12 protein-coding genes and 1 other RNA gene are annotated in these 15666 nt (G+C 64.9%); 9 read left to right on the top strand and 4 right to left on the bottom strand.

All coding sequences use genetic code 11. From position 1 onward, the window contains the following. Positions 1-336: 336 nt before the first annotated feature. The 4 genes from ompA to LQ564_RS21040 all read left to right on the top strand — a co-directional run bounded on the left by ompA (position 337) and on the right by LQ564_RS21040 (position 3494). On the top strand, positions 337-1056 hold the full coding sequence (gene ompA / locus LQ564_RS21055; protein WP_231060072.1) for an outer membrane protein OmpA: 720 nt from the start codon (positions 337-339) through the stop codon (positions 1054-1056). A 248-nt stretch (positions 1057-1304) separates the two neighbouring features. Then, positions 1305-2012, top strand: coding sequence for a bifunctional 2-polyprenyl-6-hydroxyphenol methylase/3-demethylubiquinol 3-O-methyltransferase UbiG (gene ubiG, locus LQ564_RS21050; RefSeq protein WP_231060071.1), 708 nt, complete (start codon positions 1305-1307; stop codon positions 2010-2012). 22 nt (positions 2013-2034) lie between these two features. Beyond that, positions 2035-2742, top strand: a complete 708-nt coding sequence (locus tag LQ564_RS21045; protein ID WP_231060070.1) for an HAD family hydrolase — start codon at positions 2035-2037, stop codon at positions 2740-2742. A gap of 110 nt (positions 2743-2852) precedes the next feature. Further along, a complete protein-coding gene (locus LQ564_RS21040) occupies positions 2853-3494 on the top strand; it encodes a glycine zipper 2TM domain-containing protein (protein WP_231060245.1) in 642 nt (213 codons plus the stop codon). Positions 3495-3527: 33 nt separating this feature from the next. On the opposite strand, the gene LQ564_RS21035 is transcribed toward LQ564_RS21040, so the two are convergent. Next, on the bottom strand, positions 3528-4355 hold the full coding sequence (locus LQ564_RS21035) for a class I SAM-dependent methyltransferase (RefSeq protein ID WP_231060069.1): 828 nt from the start codon (positions 4353-4355) through the stop codon (positions 3528-3530). A 196-nt stretch (positions 4356-4551) separates the two neighbouring features. Between LQ564_RS21035 and ssrA the strand changes: the two genes are divergently transcribed. Together ssrA and LQ564_RS21025 are read left to right on the top strand one after the other, a co-directional pair. Next, positions 4552-4910, top strand: a transfer-messenger RNA (tmRNA) gene (gene ssrA / locus LQ564_RS21030). A 243-nt stretch (positions 4911-5153) separates the two neighbouring features. Next, on the top strand, positions 5154-6497 hold the full coding sequence (locus LQ564_RS21025) for a Fic family protein (RefSeq protein ID WP_443094014.1): 1344 nt from the start codon (positions 5154-5156) through the stop codon (positions 6495-6497). Between the two features lie 373 nt (positions 6498-6870). Here LQ564_RS21025 and LQ564_RS21020 read toward each other — a convergent pair whose 3' ends face one another. The 3 genes from LQ564_RS21020 to tssF all read right to left on the bottom strand — a co-directional run bounded on the left by LQ564_RS21020 (position 6871) and on the right by tssF (position 10375). After that, positions 6871-7476 (bottom strand): type 1 glutamine amidotransferase domain-containing protein, encoded by a 606-nt coding sequence (locus LQ564_RS21020; RefSeq protein ID WP_231060067.1) that lies wholly within the window; start codon positions 7474-7476, stop codon positions 6871-6873. A 92-nt stretch (positions 7477-7568) separates the two neighbouring features. Further along, a complete protein-coding gene (gene tssG / locus LQ564_RS21015) occupies positions 7569-8564 on the bottom strand; it encodes a type VI secretion system baseplate subunit TssG (RefSeq protein ID WP_231060066.1) in 996 nt (331 codons plus the stop codon). After that, entirely contained in the window at positions 8528-10375 is a 1848-nt protein-coding gene (tssF, locus tag LQ564_RS21010) for a type VI secretion system baseplate subunit TssF (RefSeq protein WP_231060065.1), read from the bottom strand. The genes tssG and tssF overlap by 37 nt, the downstream gene beginning before the upstream one ends. A gap of 149 nt (positions 10376-10524) precedes the next feature. Here tssF and LQ564_RS21005 point away from each other — a divergent pair, with 149 nt between their 5' ends. The 3 genes from LQ564_RS21005 (at position 10525) to LQ564_RS20995 (ending at position 15475) form a co-directional block, all read left to right on the top strand. Further along, positions 10525-11667 carry an OmpA family protein gene (locus LQ564_RS21005; RefSeq protein WP_231060064.1) on the top strand — a complete coding sequence of 381 codons (1143 nt, stop codon included), beginning with the start codon at positions 10525-10527 and terminating at the stop codon, positions 11665-11667. A 99-nt stretch (positions 11668-11766) separates the two neighbouring features. Further along, positions 11767-13173 (top strand): MATE family efflux transporter, encoded by a 1407-nt coding sequence (locus LQ564_RS21000; protein ID WP_231060063.1) that lies wholly within the window; start codon positions 11767-11769, stop codon positions 13171-13173. A gap of 70 nt (positions 13174-13243) precedes the next feature. Next, positions 13244-15475, top strand: coding sequence for a S9 family peptidase (locus LQ564_RS20995; RefSeq protein WP_231060062.1), 2232 nt, complete (start codon positions 13244-13246; stop codon positions 15473-15475). Positions 15476-15666 lie beyond the last annotated feature (191 nt).

The raw sequence follows: 15666 nt of genomic DNA, 5'->3' as shown, positions 1-15666 counted from the left end.
TAATGGTTATTGACTGCAACGGATGATTCTACCATGCGGTAGTTAGTGGCAGCACAATTCCTGCCCGGAGCCCCGTTTCGGTGCGGACGATTCCAGCATTGTCGATGCCGGCCTAGTCCGCTTGACCTAACGTTGCAACAAAACAACGTTAAAAAAATATGCCTTGTGTTTGATTTAGGTGCAGTCGTGCGTTTTTGGTGCATGTGGCAAAATGGACAGGAAATTAATTGTTTGTTTCATAATGCGAAACTAGCCCCTTCCCAAGGCGTGTTATTCTCTTGACCATAACGCCCCAGCTGAGTTTCGCAAGGCATTTACCCGAAAGGAAAAAAGAACATGAATAAACTGGTAACCCTCATGCTCGCAGCCTCGGCCGCGTTCGCAGGCAATGCGTTTGCCCAGAGCGATGCGCCGTATGCACCGCTGACCACCGACATCCAGGCCCGTACCCCGTACAGCGCCTATGTGCAGGACAGCCGCGGCGTGATTGCCCGCAATCCTTTCGGCCTGTGCTGGCGCACCGGCTACTGGACCCCGGCCGACGCGGTCCCGGGCTGCGATGCGCCGCTGTGCGTCGCACCTGAGAAACTGGAAAACGGCAAGTGCGTCGCTCCGCCGCCGCCACCTCCGCCGCCGGCCCCGCCTGTCGCCGAAACCCCGGCCCCGACGCCTGCTCCGGCGCCGGTTCCGACCTCCGAAAAAGTGTCCTACTCGGCCGACGCCTTCTTCGACTTCGACAAGGCCGTCCTGAAACCGGCCGGCAAGGCAGCGCTCGACGACCTGACCTCGAAGCTGGGCGACATGAACCTGGAAGTCATCATCGCCGTCGGCCACACCGACTCGATCGGCACCGATGCCTACAACCAGAAGCTGTCGATCCGCCGCGCTGAAGCCGTCAAGACCTACCTGAAGGGCAAGGGCGTGGAAGAAAACCGCATCTACACCGAAGGCAAGGGCGAGAAGCAGCCGGAAGCCGACAACAAGACCTCGGCAGGCCGCGCGAAGAACCGCCGCGTGGAGATCGAAGTCGTGGGTACGCGTACCGTCAACAAGTAATCCCTTGCGGATGGCTTGAGGAAGACCCCGCTGCGGCGGGGTTTTTCGTTTGTGGCGAGACGTTGCGGCAGCGGCGTGCGTGCAACTTGGGTTCCGGCCTTCGCCGGAACGACGACGGTTGAGTTTGCTGTTAGCGCGGAGACCGTCGCACCGGCGCAGGCCGGTGCCCAGGTTTGGCTCCCACACCCCCATACATATTTTCCGTGCGGCACTGCGTGAGCCCACCCATTTCCAGTATTATCCAAGCTATGACTACGACGACCAACGCAGACCCCCTAGAAATCCAGAAATTCAGCGAACTGGCCCACCGCTGGTGGGACCCGACGTCCGAATTCCGTCCGCTGCACGAAATCAATCCGCTGCGCCTGGAGTGGATCAACGCGCGCGCCCCGCTGCTGGGCAAGAACGTGATCGACATCGGCTGCGGCGGCGGCGTGCTGTCGGAGGCGATGGCGCGCAAGGGCGCCAAGGTGACCGGCATCGACCTGTCGAAGAAGGCCCTGAAGGTGGCCGACCTGCACAGCCTGGAATCGGGCGTTGAGGTGCGCTACAAGCACATCGCGGCCGAAGAGATGGCGGCGGCCGAGCCGGGCCAGTTCGACGTGGTCACCTGCATGGAAATGCTCGAGCACGTGCCGGACCCGGCCGCGATCGTGCAGGCCGCGGCCACCCTGGTGAAACCGGGCGGCCACGTGTTCTTCTCGACCCTGAACCGCAATCCGAAGTCCTATCTGTTCGCCGTCATCGGCGCCGAGTACATCCTGCGCATGCTGCCGCGCGGGACCCACGACTACGCCAAGTTCATCACGCCGGCCGAACTGGCGCAGTTCGCGCGCCTGGCGGGCCTGCAGGTCGACGGCCTGAAAGGCCTGACCTACAATCCGTTGACCAAGATCTACTCGCTCAACAACGACACCGATGTGAACTACATGGTGGCGTGCACCAAACCGCTCTAACGTACCGCTCGAACCTTTCTCCATGACCCTCCCGACCGTCCTGCCGGCACCGCGTGCCATCCTGTTCGACCTCGATGGCACGCTGGCCGACACCGCGCCCGACCTGGCCGCCGCCGTCAACTGGCTGCGCACCGAACGCGGCTTGCCGCCGACCCCGTATTCGGTGCTGCGCCCTACCGCCTCCGCCGGCGCGCGCGGCATGATCGGCGCCGCCTTCGGCCTGGGGCCGGGCGACGACGGTTACGAGGAATTGCGCCTGCAGTGGTTCGACCGCTACCAGGAAACCATGGCCGTGCACAGCTCGCTGTTCGGCGGCGTGGCCGAACTCCTGCTCGGCATCGAAGAGGCCGGCATGGCCTGGGGCATCGTCACCAACAAGCCGGCGCGCTTCACCGACCCTTTGATTCCGCAGATCGGCCTGTCGCACGCCGGCTGCATCGTCTCGGGCGACACCACGCCGCATTCGAAACCCCACCCTGCCCCGCTGCTCGAAGGCGCGCGCCGCCTCGGCGTCGATCCGACCCACTGCTGGTACGTGGGCGACGACAAGCGCGACGTGGAAGCCGGCGTGGCTGCGGGCATGGTCACCGTCGCCTGCAACTGGGGCTACTGCGGCGCGATCGAACCGTCGACCTGGGGCGCCGACTACCTGCTCGACACCCCGACCGACCTGCTGCAGACCCTGCGCAGCGTGGTGGACGCGGCGCGCGAGGCCGAACGCGCGGCGTGAGGCGCGTGCTTACATCTCATTACGACTGATACAGCCTTGAGTCTAGGCTTGCGCCGGGCTCGCCATTAATCTACTCCCATACGACAACCCAACGTCCTACGGAGCAGAACATGGAAACCACCGCACGCACCACCACCCGCATCCACCCACTGATGGCCGCAGCCGCCGCGTCGGTCGTCATCGTCAGCCTGACCGGCGCCGCCGCCATCACCGGCCTGCTGCCGAGCTCGAAGAGCGCTCCGGAATCCCAGGCCGCCCTCGCTGCCGCGCAGTACGCCGGCATGGTGCCGATGACGAATGCGCAAGGCCAGGTCGTGATGGTGCCGGCAGCCGCCGTGCAGGGCGCCGCTCCGGTCGCGCCCGCCGCGCTGGCCGCCACGCCGGTGACGCCGCAGCTGGCGTCCCAGCTGGCCGCCGGTGCGCTGCCGGCCGCTGCCCAGCCGGTCGCCTACGCCCAGCCGGCGCCGCAGCCGGCCCCGGTGGTGGTCAAGGAAATCATCCGTGAGAAACCGGTCGTGAAAGTGGTCGAGAAGACCCGCGTGGTGCACGCCAAGCCGGCCGAGCCGCGCTACTACCCGCAACCGGCCCCTGCTCAGGCCCAGCCGAACTATGTCGGCATCGGCACCGGCGCCGTGATCGGCGGCCTGATCGGCAACCAGATCGGCGGCGGCAACGGCAAGAAGCTGGCGACGGTCGCCGGCATCATCGGCGGCGGCATGCTCGGCAACGAGATCGCCAATCGCAACCGCTAAGCACTTTTCTCCCTTACAAAACCGCAGGCGCCGTCAGCCTGCGGTTTTTTTTCGGAAGATGCAGACGATGATGTCGCTCGGGAAGATCTTCAGCACGGGGATCGCGCACATGATCGCGATGTACTGCACCCACAGCGACAGCGGCGGCACATTGCCGGCGCAGCTGAGGCGCTCGCGCAGGCCCTTGGCGCGCAGGGCCGGCAGCTCGGCGCTGTCGACCAATTCGAAGCCGCGCCCGGCCACCAGCCTGGACAGGTTGTCCGGACTGAAGTAATGCACGTGCGGCGACGGCAGGTCTTTCTGCCACAGGCGCTCGAAAGGCGTGCGCCAGCCGAAGCGGGCGATCACCTTCGACAGGCGGTAGAAGAAACCGCGGCTGCTGGGCAGGTTGAGGATCAGGATGCCCTCGTCGTTGAGACGCTGGCGGCAATCGTCGAGCGCGCTGCGGATGTCCGGGATGTGTTCGATGACGTCGTTGAAGACGATGACGTCGAAGCGCTCGTCGTCGCGCAGCACGTCGGGGAAGAAACCGGCCCGCACCGGCAGCCCGCGCGCGGCGGCGCGCGAACCGACCACGGCATCGGGCTCGACGCCGAGCACGTCGAAATCGTCGCGCGCGGTTTCCAGGAACCAGCCATGGGCGCTGCCCACGTCGAGCAGGCTGCGCCCGCCGGGCCGCACCTGCCGCTTGGCGAACTGGACGATGGCGCGGAAGTTCTCGAGCCGCAGCGCCTTCAGGCCGGCTTCGCGTTCGGCCTCGTTGACCTCGGGGCCGGTGTGGTGGTTGATGGCGACGGACAGGTCCGCGCTCTCGTAATGGCAGGCCGGGCAGGTTGCGTGCCATGCGGCGAGCCCGGCCATCTTGGTGTTTCCACAAACGATACAGACCATGCCCATTCCCTTGTCGAAAATTGTGAAGCAGACCGTACAGCCGGGCCATGATATTGCAGTTTTCACAGCTTGTGCGACTATTCTTTGACCGCTTGACACCGCTTCCGGTTTCAGTACGCCGACTGCACATGGGGGCAAATTGGAGTACAATGAAGCTTCTTTCGTTGGGGGCGACCTGGTTTCGACGTGGGTTGCAAAGCAGCGCAGGGCATACCGAGGACTGGTTACCTCGTAAATACATCCAGAAATCAATAACTGCAAACGATAACTCGTACGCACTCGCAGCTTAATCGCTGCTAGGTCCACAACACCTCGCCCCTGGGGTGTGCCGCAAGGTTCGTGGACTCATTTACAGGGGCTCGCAGTAGGCCGGGTCACTTGGTCGACTGCTAAATAATAGGTGACTCGCTTGTCCAAAGGGTGCACATCCCCGTTGTCCAGGTTAAATCAATTGATAGTGCTAAGTATGTAGAACTGTCTGTAGAGTGCTTGCGGACGCGGGTTCGATTCCCGCCGCCTCCACCAACCTCTTCCAAAAAGCCGCTGATTCGTCAGCGGCTTTTTTTATTTCTGGCGTTTATCAGGGATGTCTGAGGCCTATTTCACTGGCAACTGCCTCAGGATGGCGCGATTCTGTCCTCTCCGCTCTAATCGCGCCAGAATCGCGCCAAATATTCGCAGAAATCGCGCCAGTCGCGCCAAAGCTGCGCCATAATCGCGCCATCATCGTACCGTATCGCGCCACAATCCATGTCCCCAACGACTGACTTGCTGAACAGTATTCGAGCCTCTGCCGAGGGAATATCGCTGTCCGAACTTCTCGTGGCACATCCGGTTCTTACCCGGCGAACTGCCCAGCGCCTGATCGCGGCACTACTGGACACAGGAAAAATCTGCGCACGCGGCAACGCCCGAGCCCGGCGGTATCTTGCCATCGAGCCTTCGGTTCGCGCCACCGAGCAGCTTGCCGACGAAGATAGATTTCCTGCCTTCATCCCCTTGTCTGCAGACAGCCAGGACATTCTTGCCTACATCGACCAAGCTCCCGAAGCACGCAGGCCGGTAGGCTATCAGCCGGATTTCCTCGAGGCCTACCGCCCGAACGAAACCTGGTATCTGTCTGCATCGTTACGCCGACAATTGCACCGGATGGGCAGGACCGAGGAAATCGCTGCACCCGCAGGCACCTACAGCCGCGCGATCATCAACCGCTTGCTGATCGATCTCTCGTGGGCGTCCAGTCACCTCGAAGGCAATACCTATTCGCGGCTCGACACGCGTGAGCTGATCGAACATGGCAAGGCCGCACGCGGCAAGGCGGCCATCGAAACCCAGATGATCCTGAATCACAAAACGGCAATCGAACTCCTGGTCGATAATGCCGCGAGTGCGGAATTCAACCGCTACTTTGTGATGAATCTGCACAGCGCATTGGCAGAGAATCTCTTGCCCAATCCGGCAGACGAAGGCCGGATCCGCCAACACGGCGTCGATATCTGGAAAAGCGTGTATCGCCCCCTGTCGACTCCCCAACAGATCGAGGAAGAACTGAACACCTTGCTCGATAAAGCCGGGCAGATCCTCGACCCGTTCGAGCAATCCTTCTTCATGATGGTGCACCTGCCCTATTTGCAGCCGTTTGCCGACGTCAACAAGCGTACTTCCCGGCTGGCTGCGAATCTGCCCTTAGTCCGCGCCAACCTATGCCCACTGACTTTCCTGGACGTGCCGACGCAGGCCTACAGCCGCGCCACGCTTGGGGTCTACGAAATGACGCGCGTCGAGCTCCTGCGCGACCTGTATGTGTGGGCGTATGAAAGGTCGACGCAAGAATACCTGGCGATCAAGCAGGACCTGGCGGAACCCGATCCCCTTCGGCTGGCCTGGCGTGACTTCATCAAGCAGACCCTGCGCGAAGTGATCCTGCAACCGGCACAGGATCCGCTATCGAGCATACGGTCGGCCGTTCTGGAACACATTCCGGAGCCGCAGCAAACGGAGGTGCAGGCACTGATCGTCGAGGAGCTTCGTCGGATGCATGAGGGCGTGCTGGCGCGCTATGGCTTGCGGCCCTCGGAGTACGCGGCATGGCGTGCGGTGCATGGGCATTAAGGGAAACCACATCTTTGCCGAGCTAACTACAGGATGCCAGTTACGCTTGGTGAGAATCTTGCCTTTGAAGTCGCGTATGATGCGCACGCGAAACGGCGCGCCTTTAGATGCCGAATGAGGGAAGAATGAAAAAGATATTTTGATGAGTGTTGTGGTTGCTTGCCTGTCCGCCTGTGCTTCGAGTGGACCTATCCCGACCGGCAATGGTGCCTATTTGTTGACCAAGCAGAGCGCCGGAGGCATCTTCAAAGCTGGTGCAAGTGTGAAGGCGGATTTACTTGTCGAGGCCAATGAATTCTGCGCGAAAAGCGGATGATCGTCGACCGCACCCCAAGGAGGCCGGGCTAGTGCCCGGCCTTGCCCGGCGCCAGGGCTACGACGTCGGCCCCGGATCCGCCCCCGCCTGCTGCACCACCATCAACTCTTTCATCAGCGCATCATTGAACGCCGGAATATCCTCCGGCTTGCGACTGGTGACCAGCTTGCCGTCCACCACGACTTCATCATCCGTCCATTCCGCCCCGGCATTCACCAGGTCGTCCTTGATCGCCGGATAGCTCGTCAGGTGCTTCGACTCCGCAATCCCCGCGTCGATCAGCGGCCACGGTCCATGGCAGATCGCCGCGATCGGCTTGTCGGCCTCGTCGAAGGCCTTGATGAAGGCGATCGCTTCCGGAATCTGGCGCAGCTTCTTCGGGTTCTCTTCGCCGCCCGGCAGCAGCAGCGCGTCGTAATCGGCCACGTGCGCCTGCGACAGGCTCAGCTCCACCTTGAACTTGTCGCCCGGCTGGTCGTGGTTCATGCCCTGCACGTCCTCGCCCGCGGCCTTCGGCGAAATCAAGGTGACGCGCACGCCCTTCCCTTCCAGGAACGTGCGCGGACCGGTGTATTCGACCTGCTCCACGCCATCCGTCATCAGGACCGCCACGCGTTTTCCCAGTACATCTTGCTCACTTACGAGATCGACTTCGTCGCCCATATATCCTCCTGTCCGAACGGTTCATCAGTCGGGACAATTGTAGGTCGCCCGCACGGCCGGCGTCGCGCGGCTCGCGGCGCGCGCGGCGGGAATCAGGGCAGCAGGTAGCAGACGTCGTCGCGGTCGCGGGCAGGTGGATGCGTGCACAGGAACCCATCGAGGCCGAGGCGCTTGCCGCCGTCGAGCGCGATGCCCGCCACGTCCTCGCGGCGCAGCACCACCTGCAGTTCGCGGTAGGGAATCTCGATCGCGAACTGCCCCAGCAGCGCGCTGATCGCCCGGGCCCCGGGGGCCCCCGGCAGGAAGCGCTCGAACACGTCCGCCGGTACCGGCCCCACCCGGATGCGGATGCCGAGTTCCGGCCGCGGCAGGCGTTCGCCCAGGGTGGCGACGACGCCGACCTCGCAGTTGTGTTCGCCCAGCCGGTTGCGCTCTTCAAGCGGCAGCACGTCCCAGCGTCCAGCGAACTGGACGACCTGGACCTGGGCCTGCAGGTACTCGCCGAGCACGCCGGCGATCAGGCCGGCCGGCACCACGCGGCTGCGCAGCTGGGCCGCGAAATAGGCCAGGCTTTCGGAGGACAGCCCGGCATCCTGCTGCCCGAGGGCGCCGCCGAGCGCCGCCAGCTGGGCCAGGAAACGGTCGCGTCCGCCCTCATCCAGGCCGCCGCGCACGCGGTACTTGCACCAGGCGCGGTAGAACAGCGCGACCTGCCGGTGCGAGAGGGCGTCGTAGAAGGCGCGCGGGCCGGCGTCGCCGGTCGCATGTTCCCAGGCCGCGATGCGTTCGGTGTAGTGCAGGGGCAGCGCGCCGTTCACGCCGAGCAGGCCCATGACGGCGGTGCGCAGGCGCAGGCGCGGTGCGCCGTCGGCGCCGCTTTCCATCTGCACGCTGTCGATCTCGCTGGATGGAAAGGCCAGCGACAGCACGCTCTCGAAGCGCAGCGCGGCATCGACGTTTTCCCCGCCCTGCTGGCGGCGCAGCCAGCGCGCCAGCAGGCGGATCGCCTGGAACAGTTCGTAGCGCCAGGGTTCCGCGAGCAGGCGCTCGATCACAGCAGGGTCAGGCTGCCGTTGCGGGGTGCGCATCGCAGCAGCTCCCTGTCGGACTGGCTCGAGCGCAGCACCAGGCGGGTGAAGCTGTTCACGTGCACGTAAAGGCCGAAGAAGCGGTTGACCACTTCCGCGAACACCACCAGGCTGGCGCCGGCGAAGGCGTCCTCGTCGACCGTCATGCGGACCTCGGCGCCATGCACCAGCGTGGTCCCGATCGGGCTGCGCATCCAGGCGGTCGAGGACAGGGTCTCGAGCGCCGTGACGCCGGCGATCTGGCGCTGCGTCGCGCTCGAGCGCGCCACGTCGTACAGGGTCAGCACCTCGCGGAACGCATCCAGGTCGCCCAGCGAACGGTGGTTCAGCGCCAGCTGCGCCACCAGGCGCCAGTGGGCGCCGCTGGACGAGGGGAAGCGGTGCGGCGGCGTCGGTTTGCGCAGCAGGCGCAGCAGCAGGCCGCCGGCCGCCGTCTCGCTGACCAGGTCGCCGCCCGGCGCGCCGACCGGAGTCGAGCCCGCGTGCGCGCCGTTGGTGCAGGTCAGCTCGATCGAGGCCACGCTCTGCTCGTCGGCATGCAGGGCGAAGCCGGCTTCGCCCTGGCCGCCTTCGGTGAAGCCGATCTTCATGCGGTGGCGCTGCACCGCGCGATCGTCCCGGCGCGCGAACCAGTAGCGCTCGCGCAGCTCGCCGCCTTCGCCGTGACGCAGTCCGTAATAGGGCCGGTAGTCGAGCGACTGCACCCGCCCCTCCACCGTGCGCAGCACCCGCACCGCGTCGATGCTGTAGACCTCGACGTCGTCCTCATGGCGGCCCGGGACCACGTCGTACATCGCGCTGCGGTGGGTGATGCGCACCGGCGTCGCGGCCTGGTGAAACAGGTTGACGACGGTGGCGCAGCCGGGCGCCAGGTGGCCGGCGTGCAGGGTGCCGAGCAGGCGCGCCGACCGGGTGTCGCCGTGCAGGCCGTTGACGATCAGGTGCAGGGTGAAACGCTGGGCGCCGGCGGGCAGCATGGGGGCCAGCGGACCGAGGTCGATGTCGAGGAAGTGGAACTTGTCGGGGAAGGCAAAGTATTCGCTCAGCAGCCGGTAGGCGGCGTGTTCGCCGGGCCGCAGCGGCACCAGCGCGTCGTCCTCGCCGAAGCCGCCCAGCGCCAGCGGCATGCGGTCGAACTGGCGCCAGGGTCCGCCTTCGCCCACTTCCATATAACTGGCGCCGACGTGCAGGAACAGGGTGTCGATCAGGGCGCTCGAGAGCAGCGGATCGGCGTCGACGAACAGGCGTACCCGCGGCATGCCGAGCTGGTGCAGCAGGCGCAGCGGCGCGGCGCTCTCGATCGTCAGCGCGATCTGCCCGGTGGCGCGGGCCGGCAGGCGCACGCTGGCGGGGGCGTGCACCACCGGCTCGTAGCGCGCCCGGACCACGCCCGCCGGCGCCAGGCTCAGCGGACTTGCGGTGCGGAAGCGGCAGGGCGTGCCCTTGCCGTGCAGCGCGCTCATCTCGGTGCCGCGGGGGAGCGACTGGACCGTCTCGGCGCGGCTGCCGCCTGGCGCCGCGCCCTCGGCGATGCGCACCACCGAGCACGCCGGAATCCCCTGCAGGAAGGTCGGGTACAGGCTGCCCAGCAGGGCCTCGGTGAATTCGGGATAGTCGTCGTCGAGCTTCTTGGCGGTGCGCGCATTGAGCAGGGCGCAGGCCTGGATCAGGCGCCGGATGTGCGGGTCTTCGCTGCCCTCCGCGCCCATGCCCAGCTCGTTCGCCAGGCGCGGATACTGGCTGGCCAGTTCGCGCCCGACCGTGTTCAGGTAGACCAGTTCGCGCTCGTAGTACGGCAGCAGCTCTTCCATGGCGTTCTCCTGTCATGACTCTGTAAGGTCGTGCACTTTTGCGAAGGTGACCTTGTTTATGCTCAAAAACCGATGAGCAAGTGCCTCAGTGGCAGGTGGAATCCGCCCTGGCTATCCAACGAGCATGATCTCGCGCGATAGCCCAATGGTTGGCCCGCGATATCGACGAACTCTGCTATTCTGGCCCGCCCATTTGTTTTCAATTCGACACCAGAGCCATGAAGCGCATATCGACACTCGTCCTTCCCCTCTTGATCGCGGCCAGCCTGACTGCCTGCAAGTCCAAACAGAACGAGGCGCAGGATGCCGCCAAGGATGCTCCGGCCAGCACCGCGCAGGCACCGGCCGAGCCGGGAGCGACGGCGCCTGCAGCACCAGCAGCCCCTGCCACTGCAGCAGCGCCGGGCGCGAAGTTCGACCTGCAATCGGTGCCGGTGACCGACAAGGCCTTGCCGCCCTTCCCTTACCTGGCGACGCCGACCGGTCTGCCGGAAGAGCATATGACCACCACCAAAGACGTGGAGTTCGATCGCGTGTTCGTCCTCGCCGGCGAAGAGCTCCGTCCGGTCGAAGGCAAGGTTCAGAAGCGTATTTTCAACCTGTACAGCTTGAAATGGTCGGCGCTGGCGGCGCATCGCAACTACGAGGCGGCCTTGAAGGCACTGGGCGCGACGCGGGTCGACAAGGTCGATCCCCGCGACGAGCAGTTCATCCAGCGCAATGGCGGAAACGAATCCGCGATGTTGAAGAAAATGGGAGTCGATAGCCTGGACAGTTTGGAGGATCCCGAAGTGCCTGGATTCGAGCAATGGCTCATCCGCACGCCAAGCACCAATATCTGGCTGACCTTTTCCCTCAAGAACGGCGAGGTGCGCATCTTGACCGTCGAGGAAAAAGCGATGCAGCAGCAGGTGCAAGCCCTGCCCGCCGCCAAGCTCTCGAGCGCACTGAAGCAGGACGGCCACGTCGCCCTGTACCTGAACTTCGATACCGACAGCCAGGTCATCCGTCCGGACAGCCTGCCGGCCGTGGACGAGGTCGTCAAACTGATGCAGGGCGAACCTGCGCTGAAACTGCGCGTCGAAGGCCACACCGATGCGACCGGCGACGCTGCCCACAACCGCAAGCTGTCGCTGGCGCGCGCCGAGTCGGTGGTGCAGGCGATCACCGCGAAGAACATCTCGGCGCAGCGCCTCACCGCCGCCGGCAAGGGCCCGGACCAGCCGTTGGCCGACAACGGCACCGAAGCGGGCAAGGCGAAAAACCGCCGCGTCGAGCTGGTGCGCGTCTAAACACCTGCCTTCTTCTGCGTGCACGGGCGCTACGTCCGCCACGCGGCCTTAGCAATGAGGCGGTAGAATGGCAGGCTTTCCGTATCACGCCTGCCCCTCATGACCACCGTCGCCTCTTCACCCGTCCGCACCGAAATCTTCACCCTGTGGCGCCTGTCCTGGCCCATGCTGGTGGGCCAGCTCGCGACCGTCGGCATGGGCGTGGCCGACGTCGCGATGACCGGCCATGTCAGCGCCGAGGAACTGGCCGCCGTCTCGCTCGGCACCTCGGTGTGGTCGATCGTGCTGGTGACGGTGATGGGCACGATGATGGCGATTAACACCGTGGTCGCGCACGAGATCGGCGCGGCGCGCCACGACCAGGTGCCGCATTCGGTGCGCCAGTCGCTGTGGAAGGGCTTGCTGGTGGGCCTGGTGGCGATGGTGTTCGCCAACCTGTGCACCTTGCTGTTCGACCATGTCGGGCTGGACAAGCACGTCGCCGACCGCGCCTCCCTCTTCCTGCACGTGATCAGCCTCGGCATGCCGGCCTTCGCCTGCTACCGCGCGCTGTACGGCTACACGACCAGCATCAACCAGACCAAGCCGATCATGTGGATCGCGATCTTCGGCCTGGTGTTCAATGTCATTTCTAACTGGCTGCTGGTGTACGGCAACTGGGGCTTCCCGATGCTGGGCGCGGTCGGCTGCGCGGTGTCCACCGCGCTGGGCATGTGGCTGATGCTCGGCGCCATGATCCTGTGGGTCAGGCGCTCGCCGGCCTATCGCCTGACCTACCCTTTCACCGGCTGGGAAGGCCCGGACTGGAAGGCCATCAAAGAGATGCTGCGCCTCGGCCTGCCGATCGGCGTCACGTATTTCGCCGAGGTCAGCGCCTTTGGCCTGATCAGCCTGCTGGTGGCGCGCTTCGGCGTGGTCGCCGTGTCCTCGCACCAGATCGCGCTGAACTTTGCTTCGCTGGTATTCATGGTGCCGCTGAGCTTTTCGATCGGCATGATGACCCGGGTCGGCCAGGCCATGGGCGAAGGCAATCCGGTGCGCGCCCGCTTCGTGGGCTGGGTCGGGGTCGGCGTCTCCGTCGCCTTCGGCGCCCTGTCGGCCATCGGCATCGCCCTGTTCCGCTGGCAGATCGCGGCCGCCTATACCTCGGATCCGGCGGTGCAGGCGGCCTGCGCCGACCTGCTGCTGCTCGCGGCCCTGTTCCAGTTGTCGGATGCGACCCAGGTGGCCACCGCGTCGGCGATCCGCGGCTACCAGGTGACGCGTCCGCCGATGATCATCCAGCTGGTGGCGTTCTGGGGCGTGTCGCTGCCGCTGGGCTGCATCCTCGGCCTGGCGCCGCAGTGGTTCCCATGGGCGCCAAGTGCGCCGATGGCGAATACCGGCTTCTGGATCGGGCTGGTGATCGCGCTGACGGTGGCGGCGGTGCTCTTGACCTGGTCGTTCGAAAAGCTGGCCCGTCAACGCATCCGCGAAGGCGCCGCGGCGAAGGTTGCGGTGGCGTAGTTACAGCTTTTCGGGCGCGACTCTGGTATCGTTCCGCCGTTGTCATAAATTAACTTACCAAGAGACATTCATGCGCCCTCTCCTGTCCCTCCTGGTCGCCGCCGCGGCCACCCTGGCAGCCGCTCCCGCATCGGCCGAACGCCTGACGCTGGACCGCATCTACGGCGACACCTCCCTGTCCGGCCCGGGCGTGCGCAATCTGCGCGTGTCGCCGGACGGCGAGCGCGTCACCTTCCTGCGCGGCCGTGCCGACAACCAGTACCAGCTGGACCTGTGGGAATACAATATGAAGAGCAAGGCCACCCAGCGCCTTGTCGATTCCAAGCGCCTGGTGCCGAACGAGGAACTGTCGCTCGAGGAAAAAGCGCGCCGCGAACGTGCGCGTACCGCCGGCCTGTCGGGCATCATCAGCTATAACTGGTCGCCGGACGGCAAGCAGCTGCTGGTCCCGATCGGCGGCGACCTCTACCTGGTCAACGTCGCCACCCCGGATTCGCCGCGCAAGGTGGCGTCGGGCAATGTGACCGATCCGAAGATCTCGCCGAAGGGCCGCTACGTCTCCTTCGTGCGCGACCAGAACCTGGTCGTGATCGACCTGCAGAGCGGCGCCGAGCGCCAGCTGACGACCGACGGCAAGGGCACCATCCACAATGGCGAGGCGGAATTCGTCGCGCAGGAAGAGATGGACCAGCACACCGGCTACTACTGGGCGCCGGACGATTCCGCGATCGCCTACCGCCGCTACGACGAAGCCCCGGTGCCGGTGGTGCGCCGCTTCGAGATCTTCGCCGACCGCACCGAAGTCATCGACCAGCACTACCCGGCTGCCGGCGACCCGAACGTGCTGATCGAGCTGATGGTCGTCAACCCGGCCACCGGCCAGCAGCGCAAGATCGACCTCGGCGCCGAGAAGGACATCTACCTGGTGCGCGCCGACTTCAGCGCCGATGCGAAAACCCTGGTGTACCAGCGCCAGACCCGCGACCAGAAGCGCCTCGACCTGGTGGCCGTCGACGTCGACACCCTGGCCCAGCGCCCGCTGCTGTCGGAAACCTCGAAGACCTGGGTCAGCATCCACAACGACCTGCGCTTCCTGAAGAACAAGAAAGCCTTCATCTGGGCGTCGGAACGCACTGGCCGCAACCACCTGTACGTATACGGCATGGACGGCAAGCTGCAGTACCCGCTGTCGAAGGGCGAATGGGGCGTGGACAATATCCTGGCCGTCGATGAAGCGGCCGGCAAGGTCTACATCGCATCGAACAAGGATGCGGTGATCGACAAGCAGACCTATGCGCTGAACCTGGACGGCAAGAATGCCGACAAGCCGGTGCGCATCACCAGCGGCGACGGCATGCACGACGCCGCCTTCGCAGGCAATGGCAAGATCTTCGTCGATACCTACTCGAACCCGCAGACCCCGCCGCAGGTGTCGATCCGCCGCGCCGACGGCACCATGGTCGAGTGGCTCGAGAAGAACGAGCTGAACGCGAACCACCCGTACGCGAAGTACCTGCCGGATCACCTGCCGACCGAGTTCGGCTCGATCAAGGCCAAGGATGGCCAGACCCTGTACTACTCGATGATCAAGCCGGCCAACTTCGACGCCACCAAGCGTTACCCGGTGTTCCTGTTCACCTACGGCGGCCCGCACTCGCAGCGCGTCACCCGCGGCTGGGGCAGCTACTTCAACCAGTACATGGCGCAGCAGGGCTTCGTGGTGTTCACCCTGGACAACCGCGGCTCGAGCCGCCGCGAGCGCGTCTTCACCGACGCCCTGTACAACAACCTGGGCAGGGTCGAGGTCGAAGACCAGCTGACCGGCATCGAGTGGCTGTCGCAGCAGAGCTTCGTCGATTCGAAGCGCGTCGGCGTGTTCGGCTGGAGCTACGGCGGCTTCATGACCCTGCGCCTGCTGGCCGCGGCGTCGGACAAGATCGCGATGGGCGTGTCGGTGGCGCCGGTGACCGACTGGGCGCTGTACGACACCCACTACACCGAGCAGTTCGTCGGCGGCACGCCGAAATCGGACCCGGAAGCCTACAAGCGCAGCGGCGTGTTCGCGCACCTGGACGGCCTGAAGTCGCCGCTGCTGCTGGTGCACGGCATGGCCGACGACAACGTGCTGTTCACCAACACCACGCGCCTGATCGACGAGCTGGTGAAGCGTAACGTGCAGTTCGACCTGATGACCTATCCGGGCGCCAAGCACGGCATCTCGGGACGCGTCAGCCAGCGTCACGTGTATGGGATGATCGAAGGGTTCTTCAAGAAGAACCTGGGTGGGACGGCGGCGAAGTAAGCTGGTGTTTCAGTCTTGGAGCAGCCGCCTTCGGGCGGCTGTTTTTTTTGGCTGTGTTCGCGACCGTTGGGTGAACCAAGTCGCGTTGTCGAAGTCTTACGCATCGTCGAGTTAACTCATCTGGAGTGACGATGCAAGGCCCGCGCTTCGACGAATTGTTCGCTTTTCTGACCGCCGCGCCATTGTCCAGC

Source organism: Massilia phyllostachyos (assembly GCF_021044825.1).
GTDB classification, from domain to species: domain Bacteria; phylum Pseudomonadota; class Gammaproteobacteria; order Burkholderiales; family Burkholderiaceae_D; genus Telluria; species Telluria phyllostachyos.
Note: the sequence above shows the minus strand (reverse complement) of the source record. Positions and strands in the feature narration are given on the sequence as shown.

Excerpts from the sequence above, each read along its gene's own strand:
- ompA (WP_231060072.1), top strand. The coding sequence starts at position 337 with ATGAATAAACTGGTAACCCTCATGCTCGCAGCCTCGGCCGCGTTCGCA.
- ubiG (WP_231060071.1), top strand. The coding sequence starts at position 1,305 with ATGACTACGACGACCAACGCAGACCCCCTAGAAATCCAGAAATTCAGC.
- LQ564_RS21045 (WP_231060070.1), top strand. The coding sequence starts at position 2,035 with ATGACCCTCCCGACCGTCCTGCCGGCACCGCGTGCCATCCTGTTCGAC.
- LQ564_RS21040 (WP_231060245.1), top strand. The coding sequence starts at position 2,853 with ATGGAAACCACCGCACGCACCACCACCCGCATCCACCCACTGATGGCC.
- LQ564_RS21035 (WP_231060069.1), bottom strand. The coding sequence starts at position 4,355 with ATGGCCGGGCTCGCCGCATGGCACGCAACCTGCCCGGCCTGCCATTAC.
- LQ564_RS21020 (WP_231060067.1), bottom strand. The coding sequence starts at position 7,476 with ATGGGCGACGAAGTCGATCTCGTAAGTGAGCAAGATGTACTGGGAAAA.
- tssG (WP_231060066.1), bottom strand. The coding sequence starts at position 8,564 with ATGCGCACCCCGCAACGGCAGCCTGACCCTGCTGTGATCGAGCGCCTG.
- tssF (WP_231060065.1), bottom strand. The coding sequence starts at position 10,375 with ATGGAAGAGCTGCTGCCGTACTACGAGCGCGAACTGGTCTACCTGAAC.
- LQ564_RS21000 (WP_231060063.1), top strand. The coding sequence starts at position 11,767 with ATGACCACCGTCGCCTCTTCACCCGTCCGCACCGAAATCTTCACCCTG.
- LQ564_RS20995 (WP_231060062.1), top strand. The coding sequence starts at position 13,244 with ATGCGCCCTCTCCTGTCCCTCCTGGTCGCCGCCGCGGCCACCCTGGCA.